The 20,261-nt window shown below is 68.3% G+C and carries 14 protein-coding genes; 9 read left to right on the top strand and 5 right to left on the bottom strand.

Annotated elements, in window-relative coordinates; translation table 11 throughout:
* The 4 genes from ACMX2H_RS00190 to ACMX2H_RS00205 all read left to right on the top strand — a co-directional run bounded on the left by ACMX2H_RS00190 (nucleotide 1) and on the right by ACMX2H_RS00205 (nucleotide 4,617).
* Nucleotides 1–921 carry a uroporphyrinogen-III synthase gene (locus ACMX2H_RS00190; protein ID WP_414958405.1) on the top strand — a complete coding sequence of 307 codons (921 nt, stop codon included), beginning with the start codon at nucleotides 1–3 and terminating at the stop codon, nucleotides 919–921.
* Nucleotides 918–1,892: a porphobilinogen synthase gene (gene hemB, locus ACMX2H_RS00195; RefSeq protein ID WP_414958406.1), complete on the top strand. Its 975-nt coding sequence runs from the start codon at nucleotides 918–920 to the stop codon at nucleotides 1,890–1,892. Before ACMX2H_RS00190 ends, hemB begins: the two co-directional genes overlap by 4 nt.
* Nucleotides 1,893–1,972: 80 nt before the next feature.
* Nucleotides 1,973–3,307 carry a glutamate-1-semialdehyde 2,1-aminomutase gene (gene hemL / locus ACMX2H_RS00200; protein ID WP_414958566.1) on the top strand — a complete coding sequence of 445 codons (1,335 nt, stop codon included), beginning with the start codon at nucleotides 1,973–1,975 and terminating at the stop codon, nucleotides 3,305–3,307.
* A 164-nt stretch (nucleotides 3,308–3,471) separates the two neighbouring features.
* A complete protein-coding gene (locus ACMX2H_RS00205; RefSeq protein WP_414958407.1) occupies nucleotides 3,472–4,617 on the top strand; it encodes an AI-2E family transporter in 1,146 nt (381 codons plus the stop codon).
* A gap of 88 nt (nucleotides 4,618–4,705) precedes the next feature.
* On the opposite strand, the gene ACMX2H_RS00210 is transcribed toward ACMX2H_RS00205, so the two are convergent.
* From ACMX2H_RS00210 to ACMX2H_RS00225, 4 genes are all read right to left on the bottom strand, one after another.
* Entirely contained in the window at nucleotides 4,706–5,545 is an 840-nt protein-coding gene (locus ACMX2H_RS00210; RefSeq protein WP_414958408.1) for a MetQ/NlpA family ABC transporter substrate-binding protein, read from the bottom strand.
* A 157-nt stretch (nucleotides 5,546–5,702) separates the two neighbouring features.
* The gene (locus ACMX2H_RS00215; protein ID WP_414958409.1) at nucleotides 5,703–6,437 is read right to left on the bottom strand and encodes a methionine ABC transporter permease; all 735 of its coding nucleotides are present in this window, start codon (nucleotides 6,435–6,437) and stop codon (nucleotides 5,703–5,705) included.
* Nucleotides 6,434–7,426 carry a methionine ABC transporter ATP-binding protein gene (locus tag ACMX2H_RS00220; protein WP_414958410.1) on the bottom strand — a complete coding sequence of 331 codons (993 nt, stop codon included), beginning with the start codon at nucleotides 7,424–7,426 and terminating at the stop codon, nucleotides 6,434–6,436. Before ACMX2H_RS00220 ends, ACMX2H_RS00215 begins: the two co-directional genes overlap by 4 nt.
* Before the next feature lie 183 nt (nucleotides 7,427–7,609).
* The gene (locus ACMX2H_RS00225; protein WP_414958411.1) at nucleotides 7,610–8,308 is read right to left on the bottom strand and encodes a 3'-5' exonuclease; all 699 of its coding nucleotides are present in this window, start codon (nucleotides 8,306–8,308) and stop codon (nucleotides 7,610–7,612) included.
* A gap of 122 nt (nucleotides 8,309–8,430) precedes the next feature.
* On the opposite strand from ACMX2H_RS00225, the gene ACMX2H_RS00230 reads away from it, so the two are divergent.
* The 3 genes from ACMX2H_RS00230 to ACMX2H_RS00240 are packed head-to-tail and all read left to right on the top strand — an operon-like array spanning nucleotide 8,431 to nucleotide 15,427.
* Nucleotides 8,431–8,805: an MGMT family protein gene (locus ACMX2H_RS00230; RefSeq protein ID WP_414958412.1), complete on the top strand. Its 375-nt coding sequence runs from the start codon at nucleotides 8,431–8,433 to the stop codon at nucleotides 8,803–8,805.
* Nucleotides 8,802–12,074 carry an ATP-dependent helicase gene (locus tag ACMX2H_RS00235; RefSeq protein WP_414958413.1) on the top strand — a complete coding sequence of 1,091 codons (3,273 nt, stop codon included), beginning with the start codon at nucleotides 8,802–8,804 and terminating at the stop codon, nucleotides 12,072–12,074. Before ACMX2H_RS00230 ends, ACMX2H_RS00235 begins: the two co-directional genes overlap by 4 nt.
* Nucleotides 12,071–15,427 (top strand): ATP-dependent helicase, encoded by a 3,357-nt coding sequence (locus tag ACMX2H_RS00240; protein WP_414958414.1) that lies wholly within the window; start codon nucleotides 12,071–12,073, stop codon nucleotides 15,425–15,427. Before ACMX2H_RS00235 ends, ACMX2H_RS00240 begins: the two co-directional genes overlap by 4 nt.
* A gap of 43 nt (nucleotides 15,428–15,470) precedes the next feature.
* Here the strand turns inward: ACMX2H_RS00240 and ACMX2H_RS00245 are convergent, their stop codons facing one another.
* Complete coding sequence (locus ACMX2H_RS00245; RefSeq protein WP_414958415.1) at nucleotides 15,471–16,991, bottom strand: macrolide 2'-phosphotransferase; 1,521 nt, start codon at nucleotides 16,989–16,991, stop codon at nucleotides 15,471–15,473.
* A gap of 162 nt (nucleotides 16,992–17,153) precedes the next feature.
* Between ACMX2H_RS00245 and nudC the strand changes: the two genes are divergently transcribed.
* Nucleotides 17,154–18,101 carry an NAD(+) diphosphatase gene (nudC, locus tag ACMX2H_RS00250; protein ID WP_414958416.1) on the top strand — a complete coding sequence of 316 codons (948 nt, stop codon included), beginning with the start codon at nucleotides 17,154–17,156 and terminating at the stop codon, nucleotides 18,099–18,101.
* Nucleotides 18,098–20,230 carry an ATP-dependent DNA helicase UvrD2 gene (locus ACMX2H_RS00255; protein WP_414958417.1) on the top strand — a complete coding sequence of 711 codons (2,133 nt, stop codon included), beginning with the start codon at nucleotides 18,098–18,100 and terminating at the stop codon, nucleotides 20,228–20,230. Before nudC ends, ACMX2H_RS00255 begins: the two co-directional genes overlap by 4 nt.
* Nucleotides 20,231–20,261: the final 31 nt, after the last annotated feature.

Here is a 20,261-nt window from a genome sequence, read left to right on the forward strand (position 1 = left end):
ATGGCGTTGCTGCGGCAGCGCGGAGCGCCGGAAAACCAGCTCGCCGGGCTGCGGGTGGTCTTGCCGCGCACCCCGGACCGTGCAGCCGGGATGGCTGCCGAACTGCGGCGGCGCGGCGCCTCGGCCAGCGTCATGCCGCTGATCGACTTTGAGCGGACCGACAATCCCGGCGAACTGGATGAAGCGCTCACGCTGCTGGCCCAGCACAAGGTGGACTGGCTGGTGATCACCAGCATCACCACGGTGCGGGCGCTGAAAGCCTGCGCACTGGACCGCGGAACCAGCCTGGCCGCCCTGGTCGGCGACACCAAGGTTGCCGCCGTCGGTACGCCGAGCGCCAGGGCGCTGGAAGCAGAAGGACTCTCGGTGGACCTGGTTCCGTCCGGCAGCATGGACGCCGTCGGCCTGGTGGATGCTTGGCCGCTGCCGCCCGAAGGCGGAAGCCGCTCGACGGAGCGGATGATGGTGTTGCTGCCGCAGGCGGACATCGCCGCCCCCACGGTGTTCGAGGGCCTGATGGCGAAAGGCTGGCAGGTGCTGCCCGTGACCGCCTACCGGACCGTGGACTATCCCGCCCGGCCCGAGCTCCGGCTGACGGCGGCGCTGGAGATCGCCTCGCTCGAGCGGGTCGACGGCCTGGAGCTGATCACGGTTGCCGATTTCCGCAGCCGCGCGCTCGACGGCGGTGTCGATGCCGTCATCCTGACCTCGCCCAGCGTGACGCGGCGGCTGTCCGGTCTGCTTGACCCCTGGCCGTCCGGCGTCCGGCTGATCGCCATCGGTGCCAGCTCGGCACGGCAGGCGGCCGAGCTGGGGCTGGAGATCGCGGCCACGGCTGCCGAACCGACGCCGTCGGGCATTGCCGACGCGCTCGCACAATCGCTGGGGCACCAGCCCACCGAAACGGAAGGAACGCCATGAGCTTCCCCTATCACCGGCCCCGTCGACTGCGGGCCACCGAAGCGATTCGCCGGATGACCGCGGAGGTCCGGACCCATCCGAACCAGTTGATCCTGCCCGCGTTCATCCGCGAAGGCATCAACGAACCGGTGCCGCTGCAGTCCATGCCGGGCGTGGTCCAGCACACCACGGACTCGCTCAAGCGGGCGGCCGCCGAGGCCGTGGAACTGGGGCTGGGCGGCATCATGCTCTTTGGTATTCCGGAGGTACGCGATGCCGTCGGCAGCGCGGGCGTGGACCCAAACGGCGTCCTGAACCGCGCCCTGGCCGATGTGAAGGCCGAGGTCGGCCACGACCTGGTGGTGATGGGCGACGTGTGCCTGGACGAATTCACAGACCACGGGCACTGTGGCGTCCTGGCCGAGGACGGCACGGTGGACAACGACGCCACGCTGCCGATCTACGCTCAGATGGCGGTGGTCCAGGCGGCGTCGGGAGCCGATGTGCTGGGTCCTTCCGGCATGATGGACGGCCAGGTGGCTGTGATTCGCCAGGCGCTGGACGAGGCCGGATACCAGGACACCGCGATTCTGGCCTACGCCGCCAAATATGCCTCGGCCTTCTATGGTCCGTTCCGCGAAGCGGTGGATTCACAGCTGACCGGAGACCGGCGGACCTACCAGATGGATGCCGCCAACCGGCGGGAGGCCATCCGCGAAGTGGAGCTGGATCTGGCCGAGGGCGCCGACATGATCATGGTCAAACCGGCGATGAGCTACCTGGACGTGCTGTCCGACGTGGCGGAAACGTCCCCGGTCCCGGTGGCTGCCTACCAGATCTCCGGCGAGTACGCGATGATCGAGGCGGCCGCCGCCAACGGCTGGATCGACCGGAAGGCAGCCATCCTTGAATCGGTCCTCGGCATCCGCCGCGCCGGTGCCGATATGGTGCTGACCTACTGGGCCCCGGAACTGGCCCGCTGGCTGAAGTAGCCACCCCGACGCCCTGCTTGCTGCGGACACCACACCCCGTCCGCAGCGGACTGAAAGCTGTGAGAAAAGGAACCATGACCATGACTGAAGCCGTCCGCTCCGAGGAACTCTTCGAACGTGCCCGCCAACTGATGCCCGGCGGCGTGAACTCGCCGGTGCGGGCCTTCGGCTCGGTCGGCGGAACCCCGCGCATGATGGTCAGCGGCAAGGGCGCCTACCTCACCGACGCCGATGGCCGTGAGTATGTGGACCTGGTCTGCTCGTGGGGGCCGGCCCTGCTGGGCCACGCCCACCCGGGTGTGCTGGAAGCCGTGCACTCCGCAGTGGACCGCGGCCTGTCCTTTGGGGCGTCGACGCCGGCCGAGTCCGAGCTGGCCGCGTTGGTGGTCGGCCGGGTCTCCGCCGTCGAACGGCTGCGGATGGTCTCCACCGGCACTGAGGCAACCATGACCGCGGTGCGTCTGGCCCGCGGCTATACCGGTCGCAACCTGATTGTGAAGTTCGCCGGCTGCTACCACGGCCACCTGGACGGACTATTGGCCGCCGCGGGTTCCGGAGTCGCCACGCTGGCGCTGCCCGGTTCGGCCGGTGTCACCGAGGCGACGGCTGCCGAGACGCTGGTGTTGCCGTACAACGACATCAGCGCCGTGGAAGAGGTCTTCGCCGCCCGCGGCAGCCAGATCGCCGCGGTCATCACCGAGGCGGCACCTGCCAACATGGGCGTGGTCACGCCGGGCGACGGCTTCAACGCGGCCCTGTCCCGGATCACCCGCGAACACGGGGCGCTGCTGATCCTGGACGAGGTGCTGACCGGGTTCCGCACCGGCTATGCCGGCTACTGGGGGCTGACCGGGGGCGCCGAGGGCGCCACCGATCCCTTCGTGCCCGACCTGCTGACCTTCGGCAAGGTGATCGGCGGCGGCATGCCCGTCGCAGCCTTGGGCGGCCGGGCGGACGTGATGGACTACCTGGCCCCGGTGGGCCCGGTTTACCAAGCCGGCACGCTCTCCGGCAACCCGATCGCCATGGCGGCCGGCGTCGCGACCCTGACCGCCGCAACGCAGGACGTCTACACGGCTATCGACTCCCGCTCGCGTGAACTGCAGGGCGCGCTGTCCGCTGCCTTGTCCGAGGCCGGTGTGGACCACAGCATCCAGACAGCCGGGAACCTGTTCAGCGTGGCCTTCGGCACCTCGGCCCACGGCGTGCGCAACTACGCCGACGCACAGGCCCAAGAGGCGTTCCGCTACGCGCCGTTCTTCCACTCAATGCTCGACGCCGGCGTCTACCTGCCGCCGTCGGTCTTCGAAGCCTGGTTCTTGTCCGCCGCGCATGACGACGCCGCGATGGACAAGATCTTCGCGGCCCTGCCGGCTGCCGCACGCGCCGCCGCGGCAGCCGAACCGATGGCCTAGTAACCGGTTTGGGTCCGGCGCTGGAGCGCGCCGGACCCTCCTGCGGCGTGCCCGGGCCGCCGATCGGCATGGCAGACTGGTGCAGAGGCCGGCCCCCTTTGGGCAGGCTGCCAAAACGTCTAACCAGGGGAGTGCTGATGGGCCTGTTGTCCAGGCGCAGGCAAATGCAGGAAAAGCACGACGGCGGTGCACGCACCATGCCGGAGGTGGCGCATCACGTACCGCCGCGGACCATGTGGTCGGACCATTTGGGCCGTACCGCCACCCGTTCGGCCCAGCTGCTGTTGGCGCTGGCGCTGGCCGTGGTGGTGATTTACGGGCTGCTGCAACTGCGGCTGCTGGTGATCCCCTTCTTGATTGCCCTGATCTTGGCCGCTGCCGTGAGTCCGGTGGTCGGGCTGCTCCGCCGCTGGGGATGGTCACCGGCGCTGGCGACGGCCACGGCGTTCCTCGGCATCCTCGCAGTACTCGGCGGAGTAGTGACCGGAATCGTCTTCGCGGTCCGCAGCGAATCGGATGAACTGGTCCGCTCCGCCAGCGAGGGCTGGCTGCAGCTGCAGGAGCTGATGGTCAATTTCCCGCTGCCGTTGAGCCAGGAGCAGATCGACGAAGGACTGGCCTCGGTGGTGGACTTCCTGACCAGCGCCGCCGCCGGACGCAGCGCACTCAGCGGGTTGTCGATGGCGGCGGAAATCATCACCGGCGCCGTCCTGATGGCCGTCATCCTGTTCTTCTTCCTGAAAGACGGCCCGCGGATCTGGAGCTTCCTGCTCAGCTGGTTCCCGGCGGCCCGCCGTCCCAAGCTGGAAGAAGCCGGAACCCGTGCCGTGGACGTGCTGGGCAGCTACGTGCGGGGCACCGCTACCGTAGCCGCTGTCGACGCTTTCTTCATCGGCCTGGCCCTGTTCATCCTGCAGGTGCCGCTGGCGCTGCCACTGTCGGTGCTGATCTTCATCGGCGGCTTCATCCCGATCGTCGGCGCCACCGTGGCCGGCGTCCTGGCAACCCTGGTTGCGCTGGTGGCCAACGGGCCGGTCGCCGCCCTGGTGGTGGTCGCCGTCGTGATTGTGGTGCAGCAATTGGAAGGCAACTTCCTGCAGCCGGTGGTGATGGGGCGCTCCGTGAGCCTGCATTCCCTGGTGATCCTGCTGGCACTGACCGCAGGGACCATCCTGGGCGGCATCATCGGTGCGGTCCTGGCGGTACCGGTGACGGCGGTGTCCTGGGTGGTCATCCAGGTGATGACGGGACGGAACTCCGGCGAGCCGCCTGCACCGGTCCGGCAGCGCCGCCAGCCAGCGATACGCTGACCAAGAACATGAGGTCCCCGGAAGCGGAAGCTTCCGGGGACCTCATGTTTCCGTTGCGGACGCTGAAGTCAGCGACCCAGGACGGGGATTAGAAAGCGGGGAACACGTCGCCGTTGGGCCAGGTCTCCTCGATGAACTTCTTCACATCCGGGCTGTGCAGCAGTTCGTCGAGCTTGGCGACGGCGGGGTTCTCGTCGCCGGCCTTCCATACCAGGAAGTTGGCATAGGGGTTGTTCTCGGCGGATTCCACGATGACCGCATCCTCCGTCTTCAGGCCGGCATCCAGGATGAAGTTGCCGTTGATGATGGCCAAGTCGACCTTCGGATCATCGATCAGCTGGACCAGGATTTCGGGCTGGTTCTCCTCGAACTTCAGTCCCTTGGGGTTCTGCTCGTCGGTCAGCGTCAGCGCCGCCGAATCGTCCTCGATGCCGGTCAGCAGGCCCTCGGCTTCGAGCAGCTTCAGTGCCCGCGGCTGGTTGGCCGGATCATTGGTGACGGCAATGGTTGCGCCGTCGGGGATCTCGTCGACAGTCTTGTGCTTGGAGGAGAACCCGGCGTACGGCTCAATGTGGATGCCTTCGCCGTGTTCGAAGTCGTAGCCCTTGTCGGCCACCTGCTGCTCGAGGAAGGCCAGGTGCTGGTAGTAGTTGGCATCCAGCGAGCCATCGTTCAGGGCGATGTTCGGGGTCTGGTAATCGGTGAATTCCTTGATATCCAGGTCGATGCCGGCATCCTTGGCCAGGTTCTCGTCCACGAACTGCAGGATCCGGCCCTGCGGAACCGGGGTGGCTCCGACCGAGATGGTCGTGGGATTGGCCGGGTCCAGCGTGGCATCGGCGCTGGGGGTGGAATCTGAGCCACCGCAAGCCGTCAGCGCCAAGGCCGCGGCCAGGCCGGTACCAATGAGGGTTAGTGCTTTACGCATCTGCGTGCGTTCCTTTCAACTAACCGGGGCAGCCGAAGGCGGCTCATCCCGGATGTGGTGCAGCTAGCGGCTACTGGCTGCATTCCTCCGTGGCCTCACGGCCGGCGGGAGCATGGGGGAGCGGGACAGCGTTGTCCCCGAACTGACGGGTGACCGTTCAGACAGCGGCGACCGGCTCGTGGCGCCGTTTTTTGGTGCCCGCGGTGGCCGCGCTGCGGTGGTCCACCCGCCTGGCCGAGGCGTCGCCGATCCACTGGATCAGCTGGACGAGGACCACCATGATCACGATCGTGACCAGCATGACGGTGGTGTCGAAACGCTGGAAGCCGTAGTTGTAAGCGAGCTGGCCGAGGCCGCCGCCGCCGGTGAGGCCCGCCATGGCGGAGTAGCCCACCAAGGTGACCAACGTCGTCGTCAAGGCGGCTACCAGCCCGGGCAACGCTTCGGGTACCAGCACCTTGGCGACGATCTGCAGCCGGGTGGAGCCCATCACCATCGCGGCATCGATCTTGCCGGAGCTGACATCCCGCAGAGCGGTTTCCACCAAGCGGGCGAAGAACGGCACGGTGCCGATGGTCAGCGAGACACAGGCTGCCAGAGCGCCGATCGAGGTTCCGGTGATCGCCCGGGCCAGCGGGATCAACGCGATCATCAGGATGGCGAAGGGGATGGACCTGGTGATATTCACGATGACGTCGGACACAATCCGATTGGTGACCCGCATGGGCCGTAGGCCCCCCGGGGCACTCGTGTAGAGGAAGATGCCCAGCGGCAGCCCGATCAGCAGGACAAAGACGCCCGAGACACCCACCATCAGCAAGGTTTCGCCGAGGGCCTTGGGCAGGGCGTTGGTGAGGGCCGGGTTGGTCATCAGTTCGTCGATAAAGTTCATGCTGTCTCTTCCTGGACGACGCGTACGGCAACGCCCTGGCCGGTCAGGTGTCGGGACAAGGACGCGGTGTCCGCGCCGGCCGGCAACTGGATGCGCAGGTGGCCGAACTGGGTGCCGGCCAACGACTCCACACTGCCGGCCAGGACATTCAGGTCCATGCCGAAGGCGCGCGCGGCGCCGGTGAGGACCGGTTCCGACGCGCTGTCGCCTGAATACAGGATCTCCAACACCGTGCCGCTGCCGTTTGTTTCGGCCGGCGGCAGTGGCAGCAGCGTCGTCGACAGGCGGCCGCCGAGGTTCGCCGCCACATCGCGCAGCGGACCATGTTCGACGATTCGGCCCGCCTCCAGGAGCGAGACCGAGTCGCAAATGCGCTTGATGACCTGCATCTCGTGCGTGATCACCAGCACGGTGAGCTGTAGCCGCTGCGTGAGGTCGTGGATCAGCGTCAGGATTTCATCGGTGGTCTTCGGGTCCAGTGCCGAGGTGGGCTCATCACAGAGCAGGACGTCCGGATCAGAGGCGAGGGCGCGGGCAATGCCGACGCGCTGGCGCTGGCCGCCGGAGAGCTGGGACGGGTAGGCGTTCTCAAACCCCTCGAGCCCGACCAACTTGAGCAGTTCGGCCACCTTGGAACGGATCGCCGCTTTGGGCGTCCTGACGATTTCCAGCGGATGCGCCACGTTCTGGGCAGCGGTGCGCGAGTCCATCAGGTTGGCATGTTGGAAGATCATCCCGATGCGGCGCCGGGCCGTCCTCAGGTCGGCGTCCCGGGCAGCGCTCAGTTCCGCCCCGTTGATCGACACGGAGCCCGACGTCGGGCTGTCCAGCAGGGTAAGGCAGCGCACCAGGGTGGACTTGCCGGCACCCGAATGGCCGACGATGCCGTGGATGGACCCCTTGGGAACGGACAGGCTGACGCCGTCCAGGGCTACCACCTCGCGGTTGCCCTGGCGGTAGACCTTGCGCAGGTCGGTAACGGTGATCATGGAACCTCGGGGAATTGAAGTCAGGAAGCATTGGCGGACGCCATAGCACGCGTCGGCGCCAAGTCTTAATTATGACAGCCGCGCCAGTTCGCCGGAATTCGACAAGAGGTTGCGTCACACGGCGACCCGAAGTTGACAGAAGGGTGGCCCGTGGGTGCCACAGGGTTTCAGGCCGGGGGTTCCTCAAACGGCCACGGGCATCAAGCGGACGGGCCAGGCGCCGTCCACGACTGCTTCCGGATCAGTGCGCCGCAACCATTCCTGAAAGCTGGCTGCCTGTTGGGCGCACCAGCCGATTTGCCGTTCATGCAGTTCGACGGCGTCAATGCACAATCCTGCATAGCGGCTCGCGAGGGCATCCGCGACCCCGATGGTTGCCAGGGCGTCCGCCGCCGACGTGTGGGCAGCCTCCAAGCGCACCCCGTAAAGCTCGCACAGCGCTACCAGGGTGCGTTTCCCCCGCCGGTAGCGGTCCATCTGCTTGTCCAGGATAAACGGATCAATCACCGGAGCTGCCGTGGGGGCTGCGAGGCCGTAGCGCGAGCATTCGTTGGCCAGCACAGTGAAATCGTAGGCGGCGTTAAAGGCCATGACCGGAATGCCGGCGTCAAAGAGCGCTGCCAACGACTCGGCAATCCCTGCCGTGGCGGCGGCCGCGTCGAGGCCTTCGGCGCGTGCCCGCTCCGTGCTGATCCCGTGGATCGCTGCGGCTTCGGCGGGAATGTCGACGCCGGGGTCCACCAGCCACTCGCGCTCCTGCACGGGACGTCCCGCCTCGCCGACCACAACCAGGGAAGCCGTGACGATCCGGGCAGTATGCGGATCGCGGCCAGTGGTTTCCAGATCGAATGCGGCCCGGGGGCGTTCATGCCAGCTGTTCATGCCGGTAACCGTAGCCGCCGGGTCGGACGAAATCCGGGAGGCGCAGCGGCGCGTAGGAAAACCGGCGTTGGCCTTCGAGGCTTGGGGAGGGCACTCCGGGCGGATCAAATTACAATGGTGTAATGCGGGAAGCGGTAGTAGAGGCGGTCCTGGACCTCGCAGCGATCGTGCCGCGCGGCTGCGTGCTGTCGTACGGCGACGTGGCCGAGCTGCTTGATGCGGGCGGGCCCCGGTTGGTCGGCAGGATCATGTCCCTGCATGGGGATGCCGCTCCGTGGTGGCGCATCATCCGTGCCGATGGTTCGTTGCCCGATGAGCTGATGGCGCGGGCCGTGGCGCACTACCGCCGGGAGGGGACACCGCTGGCGGAGCCGGACGCCGGGCCGGCGAAGGTCCGGATGGCCCAGGCCCGCTGGATGCCCCGGCCCGAAGATTTGGCAGCGATCGAGCGGCTGCGGCGCAAAGTGTCCGAGCCGACTGATGGGATGGGCGCATGATGGAGACGAAGCCACCGGCGGGGTTGAAGCTGGTGCGGCCCGAAGCCACCTCTGCCGGTGCCCCGCTGCCGAGTGCCGACCAGGGCGACGTCATCGGCCTGCCTGCCGGCTGCGGCCCGGTGCTGGTGCTCGGCGGTCCTGGTACAGGGAAGACCACCGCCCTGGTGGAGCATGCGGTTCGGCGGGTGCAGGAGACCGGGTTGGACCCGGCGGGACTGCTCTTCATGGCCCCCAACCGGCTGGCTGCCTCGCGACTGCGGGATGCCCTGACGGCGCGGCTGGACCGCAGCCTGGGCACGTCCCCGGCCAGAACCTGGTCAGCGTACGCCTTTGACCTGATCCGCCGGGCCCGGATGGAGGGGCTGCTTCCGCTGGTGGAGCGGGCGCCCCGGCTTCTGTCCGGGCCGGAACAGGACCAGATCATCGCCGAGCTGCTGGCCGGCCACCGTGCGGGATATGGCCAAGGGGCGGGCTGGCCGGAAGACCTGCAGCAGGCGCTGGCTACCCGCGGCTTCCGGCAGGAGATCCGCCAGCTTTTCGACCGGTTGACCGAGTATGGCAGCACCGCCGCGCAGCTGGAACTCCTGGGCGCCGAGTGCGGCCGCCCGGACTGGACCGCGGCGGCACGGCTGTACCGCGAATACCGGGATCTGATCGACCTCCGGATGCCCGAGGCCTTCGACCCGGCCGGCATCATTACCTCGGCCCGCCAGCTGTTGCTGGAGCATCCGGGCCTCCTCGAGCGGGAGCGCAGCCGGCTGCAGCTGATCCTCGCGGATGACCTGCAGGAAGCCAATCCCGCCGTCTTCGAGCTGCTGGCGTTGCTCGTCGAGGGACAGGACGCCCTGCTCGCCGCCTCGCCGGACACGGTCGTCCAGGGGTTCCGTGGCGCCCGGCCCGACGTGATTGGCAAACTTCCAGGGCTCCTCGGCACCCGGGGGAAACCGCTGCGGACACTGGTCTTGACCACCTCGCACCGGATGGTGCCGGCGGTCGCCGCCGCCTGGCAATCCACCGCGGTCAGGATCTCCCAGGTTGCCGGCGCCCACCGCGCCCGCGAACTCGTCCATCCAGCGCCGAGGGCACACGCCGAAGCCGCTGCCGAAGCCGCTGCCGGAGCCGCCCCCGGCGCCCCGCTGCGGGCCGGAGCTCCGTCCGCCAGTGCGCATGTGGTGGCTTCGCCCGTCCACGAGCACCGCTATGTGGCCCAACGGATCCTGGAAGCCCGGTTGTTCGAGGGGTACAGGCTCAGTGAGATGGCCGTGATCGTCCGGACCGGCGGCCAGCTCTCCGCCCTGGCCCGCTATCTCACGGGGCAGGACATCGCGGTGAAAGTTCCGGTGGCAGAAACCGCTGTGCGCGATGAAGCCGCAGTCCGGCCGTTGCTGGACGCGTTGGCCATGGCGCTGGACCCGGACCTGCTCACCGCTGACAGCGCGGTCTCACTGCTGACCTCCCGGCTCGGGGGAGCCACGGCGATCGACCTGCGTCGCCTTCGCCAGGCCCTGCGGCGTGAAGAGTTGCTGGGCGGCGGGGGCCGCTCCAGCGATGCGCTGCTCGTGGAGGCCCTGGGCGACGCTGCATTCCTCAGCACCCTCGGAAGCGAAGGCGGGGCCGCACGCAGGGTGTCCCGCATGCTGCAGGCCGGCCGGGAGGCAGCGGCCGCGCCGGGGGCCAACGCGGAGACGGTGCTGTGGGCCTTGTGGTCCACAGCCGGGCTGGCGGACCGCTGGGCTGCACAGGCGCTGCAAGGCGGGCCGGCCGGGGTGCGGGCCGACCGGGATCTCGACGCAATGATGGCGTTGTTCCAGACAGCCGAACGGTATGTTGACCAGCTCCCCGGCTCTAGCCCACGGCAGTTCCTGGAGTACCTGCTCAACCAGGAACTGCCGATGGACAACCTGGCGCCGCGGGCACAAGTGCGGGAAGCGGTCGAACTGCTCACTCCCGCCTCGGCAGCTGGACGCGGCTGGCCGCTGGTCATCGTCGCAGGCGTCCAGGAGGGAGTGTGGCCGAACACCAGGCTGCGCGGTGAACTGTTGGGCAGCACCCAGTTCGTCGACGTCTTGGAGCACGGCGTCGAGGAAGCACGGCGGATCGACGCGGTGGCCCGGCTGCGCGAGATCCGGTACGACGAATTACGCAGCTTCTCCACCGCCATCTCCCGCGCCGAACGCCGGTTGATTTGCACGGCAGTCCAGTCAGAAGATGCCCAGCCGTCCCAGTTTCTGGACCTGGTTGATCCTTGGCTGGACCCGGAGACTCCGCGCCCGCTCACAGAAGTACTCCGGCCGCGCACCGTGCGGGCCTTGGCCGCGGAACTCCGCCAGGCCGCCCAGCAGGCAACGGACCGTCCGGAACAGGCTGCCGACGCTGCGGCCGTCCTCGCCATGCTGGCTGCCAGTCCGGTACCGGTGCCCGGGGCGCATCCCCGCGACTGGTGGGGACTGTTGCCCTTGAGCAGCACAGCACCGGTGGTGCCGGAAGGTGAACCTGTCCCGGTGTCCCCGTCGAAGGTGGAGGCCGTCCAAAAGTCCCCGCTGGACTGGTTCATCCAGGCCGCCGGGGGCGAGGCTGCCACCGATTTCGCCCGCAGCCTGGGCACGCTGGTCCACGGGATTGCCCAGGACTTTCCCGACGGCACGGGGACCGAATACGTGGCGGAACTGGTCCGCCGCTGGCCGCAGTTGGGCATGAAGGAAAACTGGGAAGGCCAGTTGGACTTTAAACGGGCCGAAGGCATGGTCCGCAGACTTGCCCAGTACGTGGTCCAGATGCGGGTGGAAGGCCGGAGCTTGGTCGGCGTCGAGCAGGACTTCTCCGTCGATTTGCAGGGGCCCGAGCGTGTGGCCAGACTGCGCGGACAAGTGGACCGTTTGGAGCTGGACGCCGACGGGCGGCTACATATTGTGGACCTGAAAACGGGCCGTTCTGCCCCGACGAAAGCGGACCTGGAACGGCACCCACAGCTCGGAAGCTACCAGGCGGCGGTGCAGGCCGGTGGTTTTTCCGGGCAACAACCGGCCCCCGGCGGGGCGTCCCTGGTCCAACTCGGCCAGGACCTGAAAACGGTCAAGGTCCAGCAGCAGGACAGCCTGTCCGACGGCGAAGACTGGGCTACGCCGATGATCCATGAGGCGGCGGCACTGATGTCTGCCGCGCAATTTGAAGCCCGGCACGACCCGCAGCGGTCCCGGAATGGCGGCCACGGCTGCCGGGCACCGGAAATTTGCCCGCTGTGCGCAGAAGGAAAGCAGGTCACCGAGTGAGCATCGGATCGGTCACCACCACGTACACCCCGGAAGAACTTGCCGGTTCGCTGGGCCAGCATCTTCCCACCGAGGAACAGTCCGCCATCATCAGTTCCCCGATGCAGCCGCTGCTGGTCATAGCCGGCGCCGGTTCCGGCAAGACGGCCACCATGGCCGACCGCGTCGTCTGGCTCGTGGCCAACGGACTCGTCCGGCCGGACGAAATCCTCGGCGTCACCTTCACCCGCAAGGCCGCCGGGGAACTTGCCGCCCGGATCCGCGCCCAGCTGGCCAGGCTGGACCGCAAGGGGCTGCTGCCGCAGGAGCCGGACAACGCCGCCGGGTTCGTGGAGCCCAAAGTCTCCACCTACCACTCATACGCCAACGGCCTGGTCAGCGACTACGGGCTGCGTCTGGGCATCGAACGCGACGTGGTCTTGCTGGGCACGGCGCAGTCCTGGCAACTGGCCAGCCACGTTGTGGAAGCCTACGACGGCCCGATCGAGCACCTGGCGGCCGCCAAGTCGACGCTGGTCGGCTCCGTCATGCAGTTCGCCGGAGAATGCTCGGAGCATCTGGTGACCCCTGAGCAGGCGGCCGACTACCTGACGGCGGAGGTGGAGCGGATAGCCGCCCTCCCTTATGTGGACGGCAGCACCAGGCCGGCCAAGCAGGACGTGCGGAAACTGCTGGACCGGCTGCGGACACGGATCACCGTGGCGGGCCTCGCCGGCGCGTACAACCGCGCCAAGCGGGAACGCGGTGTCCTGGACTACGGCGACCTGGTCTCGCTGGCTGCGCGCATCGCCCGGGAAGTGCCGCAGGCCCGCGAGCTCGAACGCAGCCGCTACAAGGTGGTGTTGCTGGACGAATTCCAGGACACCTCGCACGCGCAGATGGTGTTGTTCTCCGAACTGTTCGGCGACGGTCACGCCGTGACCGCGGTGGGGGACCCCAACCAATCCATATATGGCTTCCGCGGTGCTTCAGCCGGCCAACTCTTCGCTTTCCAAGAGCAATTCCCGCTGGTGGACGACGACGGACGCCGTGCCCCTGCTCCGGCCGGCTTCCTGACCGTGGCTTGGCGCAACAGCGAAAACATCCTGCGGATGGCCAACCGGATTTCCTCGCCGCTGAACAGCGAAGACCCGAACCGGCCGCGTCCCGGCCGGATCACTGTCCCGCCGCTGCGCCCCCGGCCCGGAGCCACGGAAGGGACGGTGGTGCTGGGGCGGTACGCGACGGAGGCGGACGAAACCAATGCCGTTGCCGACGCGATCGAACGTGCGAGGAAGACGGTCTTCGCCCGGGACCCGGAAACCGGCCGGGCGGAGCAGGTCAGCGCCGCGGTTTTGTGCCGGCGGCGGGCCCAAATCCCCGGGATCGCCAAGGCCCTGGAGGAACGGGGCATTCCGTACGAAATTGTCGGGCTGGCCGGACTGTTGGCCCAGCCGGACATCGTGGACCTCGTGGCCACGCTGCGGGTGCTGGCAGATCCGGGACGCTCCGATGCACTGATGCGGCTGCTGGCCGGTGCCCGATGGCGGATCGGCCCCGCCGACCTCATGGCCTTGGCCGACTGGTCGCGCTACCTGGAGCGCCAGCGCCTGAGCGCCGTCCGGGCCGGCGAAGCTCCGGAGTTGGACCGCGATGAGGGGGCAACGGAAACCGTCGTCGAACACGATCTGGCCGAGTCTGCGTCCCTGGTCGAGGCCCTCGACCGGCTGCCCAGGCCGGGGTGGACCTCCCGCTATGGACGCTCGTTGACGCCAGCCGCGCTCGAGCGGCTGGCACGTCTGGCGGACGAGGTCCGCTACCTGCGCAGCTTCATCGGCGATGACCTGACACTGCTGTTGGGTGAAGTGGAGCGCACCATGTTGCTGGACATCGAGGTCGCCTCCAAACCCGGCCAGAGCATCCACCAGGCGCGGCGCAATCTTGATGCTTTCCATGACGCTGCGGCTGCATTCATGCAGACCTCACAACGCGTTGACCTGCTCGCCTTCCTCGCCTGGCTGGAGGCCGCCGCCGCCGAGGAAGGCGGCCTGGACATGGCCCAGGTGGATGTGCGGCATGATGCCGTGCAGTTGCTCACCGTCCACGCGTCCAAGGGGCTGGAGTGGGATGCGGTCTTCGTGCCCGGGCTCAACGACGGCGCTTTCCCCTCGTCGTCGGACAGCCGGTGGAGCAGCGGCCACGCCGCGCTGCCCTGGCCGTTGCGCGGCGACCGCTCCGATCTGCCCCAGTGGGACACCGACCAGCCGGACCAGCTGTCCTGGTTGAACGCGGAAGCGGATTACAAGGCGGAGGTCCAAGCACACGGTGAAGATGAAGAGCGCCGGCTGGCCTACGTGGCCTACACCCGCGCCAAGCACCTGCTGGTCTGCAGTTCCGCCGGCTGGTCCGGCAGCAAGGTAAAGCCGACGGCAACCTCCGTCTTTCTGGCCGAACTGCACGAGTTATCGCAGAGCGAACCCGGCACGGTGCAGGTGGCGCAGTGGGTGCAGGACGAGGATCTTGGGCCGGAGAATCCGTTCCGCGCCAAAGTGGAAGCGGCACTGTGGCCCTACGACCCACTGGAAGGGCCGCGGATCTACCGCAATGGAGTCCCGCAGCGGCAACGTGCCGGCCGCCGCGCGGCGATGGAACAAGCAGCCCAGTCGGTTCTCGAATCGCTCGCACAGGACCGCACGCCTCCCGCGGATTCGGCGTGGGCGCACGAAGCCAGGCTGCTCCTGGAGCGGCATAATGCCGCGCCAACGGCGGGAGAAGTGCAGTTGCCCGCGCACATCTCGGCGTCGTTGCTGGTGGATCTGGCCGACGATCCGGACGAAGTCACACGGCGCCTGCGCCGCCCGGTGCCGCGCAAGCCCGGCATGGCAGCCAGGAAGGGCACGGCCTTCCACGGCTGGATCGAGGAATTCTTCGGTGCCACCGGAATGTTGGACCTCGAGGAGTATCCGGGGGCCGCCGATTCCTACGTCGACGAAGCGTACGACCTGGACGGGCTGATCACAACGTTCAAGAACTCCGAATGGGCCGACCGGGTGCCGACTGCCATCGAGGTACCCGTGGAGACCCGGGTCGGCGACGTGGTGGTGCGAGGGCGCATCGACGCGGTCTTCCGCGATGCCGACGGCTGCTGGGACCTTATTGACTGGAAGACCGGCACGGCGCCGACAGGCCGGCAGCTGGCCGTCAAGTCGGTGCAGCTGGCTGTCTACCGGCTCGCGTGGGCCAGGCTGCAGGGTATCGATCTGGACCAGGTCAAGGCCGCGTTCTACTACGTGCCCCAGGACAAGCTGGTGAGACCGCACGACCTCGCCGGTGAAGAGGAACTGGAAGCGGCCGTGCTACGGGCCTACGCCTAGAAGCCCTGTCCGGCGGTCGCGGCGACAGCTGCCGCAGCGCCGGTCACTGCTGGTTGATGACCGGCAAGGCGGTGGTATCGGCCGACGCGGGGCCGGTTTCCGGGGCATCTTCCCGGTCGGGGGATGCTGCCGGGCCGTTGTTCTCCGGACTGTTGTTCTCGGAAGCGCCGTTTTCCGGGCTGTTGCTCTCTGGAGCGCCGCTCTCCTGGCCGGACGGCGTGTGCCCGGACGGCGCGTGGCCAGCCGAAGCCACGTCAGCCGGAGGGGCGGCGACCGGAGCGTGGCCGGCTGGACCCTGGCTGGCGGGCAAGCCCGTGGGTGCTGACGACGCAACGGCGTCGGCAGCCGGTTCCTCAACCGGGAGCAAGGTGACCTTCCCGTGACCTGCGCCGTTGGAAAGGTGCACGCGGGGACCGCCAACGGTGGCGGGAGTCCCGCCCTCAGCTGCGGAATCCTCGTTCGCGGAACCGGATTCCCCAACCCTGTCCTTAGCGGCGCCGGTTGAGTTGCCGCCCTCCGGGATGGCCGCGGGAGCAGCGCTCGCCGCGCCGGCGGTGCCCGCGGAGGCCTCTGCAATCTGCGGCGCCGCCGCGAGGATAGTCGGGGGAACGGCGGGTGGCGGGGGAGCGGTGACGCTGATGGGCTGGCCGCCGTGCTCGGCAACGTCCGATTCGAGCTCGTTCAGCATCTCCACGGCTTCATCCACCATGGCCTGGTCGTCCGCTGCCAGACCTCGGACCAGCCACTGCGCCAAGGCGAATTCAGCGGCCAGCGCTGCCCGGCGCATCAAGTGCGGGTCCACCGGATCCTTGCGGTACTTCCGGTAGGACTCCAGCACGACGTCGGCGAACGACTGCTCGTGCACGGCCACCAGCCAGGCAAAGTCGTCGGCCGGATCGCCGATGCGCAGGTCGGTCCAACCGGTCACCGAAGAGACACTGCCGTCATGGACCAGCAGGTTGTCTTCATGCAGGTCACCGTGCACCACGCACGGGTTGAACTTCCACAGGGCCACGTCTTCCAGGGCGTGCTCCCAGCGGCGCAGCAGCGCGGGCGGTATTTTGCCGGTGGTGGCGGCCTGGTCCAATTCGTTGAGCTTGCGCTGGCGGAACTGGTCCGCGGTGTAACTGGGCAGGTCGGCGGCGTCGACCATGGACGGCGGCAGATCGTGGATGCCGGCGGTTGCCCGTCCGATCGACACCGGAACGGAGGCACCGGAGGCGACCAGCGCCTCCAGCCCGAGGGTGCTGCCGGGCACGTGGTTGTAGACAAACGTGCGCAGTTCGGTCTGTTGCACGGTTCCGGCGACAGTGGGCACCTGGAAGGGCAGCTCTGCACGGATGGCAGGGGAGAAGGCGCGGAGCACCAGCAGCTCCGTTTCCAGCCGCATGCTGGCCTCGGCGTGCTTGGGCGAACGTACCCGCCACCGCTTGCCGGCCGAGTCGGTGAGCACGGCGGACTGGAAATCCGCAGCATCGTCTGGCAAGCCGGCAACGCCCGTGGGCGTCAACCCGGGTACGGCCGCGCTGGCTATCGCCGCCAGCTCCAGAGGTGTCTTTCTCACGTAGTCCACCGTACGTGCAACCGGTACCGGCAGCCTGTCCACGGCCGCGGCGAGTCGCCGGAACGGTGACGCAGGCTGCACCCGAACCCACCGCCGTCGCGCATTCCACAGAAGCCGCTGTCCGAATAACGATCCGGGCCCCGCGGTGAGTACGGTAGATGCATGAGTCTTAGCACCGCCTCCGCCGGGTTCCCGCCGCTGGGCCAGTTGATGCTGGCGCGCACCACAATGGACCGCGGTTGCGAACGGCGCAGCCATCCCGGCCTGCTGGACGGTATCTGGGGCAGTGACAGCACCTATGTGATGCTTATCGCAAACGGCAAAACGCTGGTTCGCGGCGGCCGGATCGCGCTGCTCCCGAGCCGTGAACGGGCCGCCACCGAGCTGTCCGTCTACCTGGGCCGGGCGGTGGAAGGGGCGGACGTACCGGTCGGCACCGAGATTGTGCTGTCCGTGCTGCCCGAAGGCGCGGAACTGGAGGCGTACGACGGCGAGTGGCTGAGCCTGCGCGATGTGGCAGCGGAGCTCTCGGCCCAGGACGCCGGGCTGTTCGTGGAAGCCCTGGCCATTTCCAATTGGCATCTGACGCACACGCACTGTCCGCGCTGCGGGAAGCGTACGGAAATCGAGCAAGGCGGCTGGGTTCGCAGCTGCCCCGCCGACGACAGCCAGCACTTCCCGCGCACCGACCCCGCGATCATCGTCTCGGTGATTGACGAGGACGACCGGCTGCTGCTGGGCCGCAACAGCGCGTGGCCGGCCAGCCGGTATTCCACTTTGGCCGGATTCGTGGAGCCCGGGGAGTCGCTGGAGGCAGCGGTGGTGCGGGAGATTGAGGAGGAGTCCGGCGTCGTGGTGCATTCGCCCACATATCTTGGATCCCAGCCGTGGCCGTTCCCGGCGTCGTTGATGATCGGTTTCACCGCCGTGGCAACCAACGCAGTTTCGGTACCGGACGGGGTGGAGATCCTGGACACACGCTGGTTCAGCCGTGCGGAACTGGCCGCCGCGCTGGAGGCCGACGAGGTCCAGGTTGCCAGCGGCATCTCCATTGCGCGGGCGCTGATCGAGCACTGGTACGGCGGCGAACTGCCGCAGGCTGGGCAGTGAACGCTGCGGCGGCGGTGCCCCGCCCGGAGGGCAGCCTCGAGGAACAGATTCTGACCGGACTGGACGAGGAACAGCGGCAGGTGGCCACCAGTCTGGCCGGCCCGTTGTGCGTCCTCGCGGGTGCGGGCACCGGCAAAACCCGGGCGATTACCCACCGGATCGCCTACGGCGTGCACACCGGGGTGTATCAGCCGCAGCGGGTGCTGGCGGTGACCTTCACCGCCCGGGCGGCTGCCGAAATGCGGACGCGGCTGCGTGACCTGGGCGTCGGCGGCGTACAGGCCCGGACATTCCACGCTGCGGCACTGCGCCAGTTGCAGTTCTTCTGGCCGCAGGCGGTCGGCGGTCCGCTGCCCGGTTTGCTGGACCACAAAGCGAACGTGATCGCCGAAGCGGCACGGCGGTTGCGGCTGACCACGGACCGGGCCGCCATCCGCGACCTCGCCGCCGAAATCGAGTGGGCCAAGGTCTCCATGCTCACGCCGGAGAGCTACGTTCGCCGGGCGGCCGGGCGTGCGGCGCCGGCAGGCTACGACCAGACCACGGTGGCGCGGCTCTACCAGGCCTACGAGGACGTCAAAACGGACCGGAACATCATCGACTTTGAGGATGTCCTGCTGATCACCGTGGGGATCCTGCAGGAGGACGCGAAGGTCGCCGCCGCTGTACGGGACCAGTACCGGCACTTCGTGGTGGATGAATACCAGGACGTCTCGCCGCTGCAGCAGCGGATGCTGGATCTCTGGTTGGGTGACCGCGACGAACTGTGCGTGGTCGGCGACGCCAGCCAGACCATTTACTCCTTCACGGGCGCGACCTCGCGGCATCTGCTGGAGTTCACCAAACGCTTCCCCGGCGCCGATGTGGTGAAGCTGGTCCGGGACTACCGTTCGACACCCCAGGTGGTGCAGCTGGCCAATTCGCTGTTGGCCGCCCGTACCCGGCAGCCGTCCCGCGGCGGGGACAGCTGGCCGACGCCGCTGGAACTGATCGCCCAGCGCGCGGCGGGACCGGAGCCCTCCTTCACCGAATGCGCCGACGACGAGGCAGAAGCGGCGCAGGTGGCCACCCGCATCCGCGGTCTGCTCGACGACGGTGTTGCGGCCGCCCAGATTGCGGTGCTTTTCCGTACCAATGGCCAGTCGCAGGCTTACGAGCAGGCGCTGGCGAGTGCCGGCATCGGCTATCAGCTGCGCGGCGGCGAGCGGTTCTTCCAGCGCCGGGAGGTCCGCGATGCGATCCTGCAGCTGCGCGCCTCCTCCCGTGCTGCGGGAACCGAGCCGGTGCCGCAACTGGTCCGCGATGTGCTGGCGAACCTGGGCTATACCCGCGAAGCTCCGCAGGCCGGCGGGGCAGTGCGTGAGCGCTGGGAATCATTGGCCGCGCTGGTGGGGCTGGCCGATGAGCTGGACGCAGCCCGCGGTTCGGCGGCCGGCGGCGTGTTCACCATGCTGGACTTTGTCGCCGAGCTGGATGAACGCGCGGCGGCACAGCACGCTCCCACGGTGCAAGGCGTTACCCTCGCATCGCTGCACTCTGCCAAGGGCCTGGAATGGGACGCGGTGTTCCTGGTCGGCCTCAGCGAGGGACTGATGCCGATCTCCTTCGCCGATACCGATGAGGCCGTGGATGAAGAACGCCGCCTGCTCTACGTCGGCATCACCCGTGCCCGCCAGCATCTGGCACTGTCCTGGTCGCTGGCCCGGACTCCGGGCGGCCGCGCGAACCGCAAGCCGTCCCGGTTCCTGGACGGGCTGCGCCCGGCATCGTCATCCTCGGTGCGCAGCGTCGCCGGCCAGCGCCCGGCCCGCCGCAAGCAGGCCGCCCCGGCGGTTTGCCGGGTGTGCGGGACCCTGCTGGGCAGCGGTGCGGAGCGCAAAGTCGGCAGGTGCCACAACTGTCCGCCCACCTACGAGGAGTCGACGTTCGAGGCGCTGCGCGAGTGGCGCAAAGACACCGCCAGCAGCGCGTCGATGCCGGCTTTCGTAATCTTCACCGACGCCACTCTGGTGGCGATCGCCGAGGCCAGGCCGCAGTCGCTCCCCGAGCTGTCCAAGCTGGCCGGCGTGGGGCCCGCCAAACTGGAGCGCTACGGCGAAGACGTGCTGCGGATTCTCGCCGCGAACTGAGCCTGTCGGCCCCTGCCGCGGTTCCTGCCTG

Origin of the sequence: Arthrobacter sulfonylureivorans, assembly GCF_047607445.1 — a bacterium.
Taxonomy (GTDB): Bacteria; Actinomycetota; Actinomycetes; order Actinomycetales; family Micrococcaceae; genus Crystallibacter; species Crystallibacter sulfonylureivorans_A.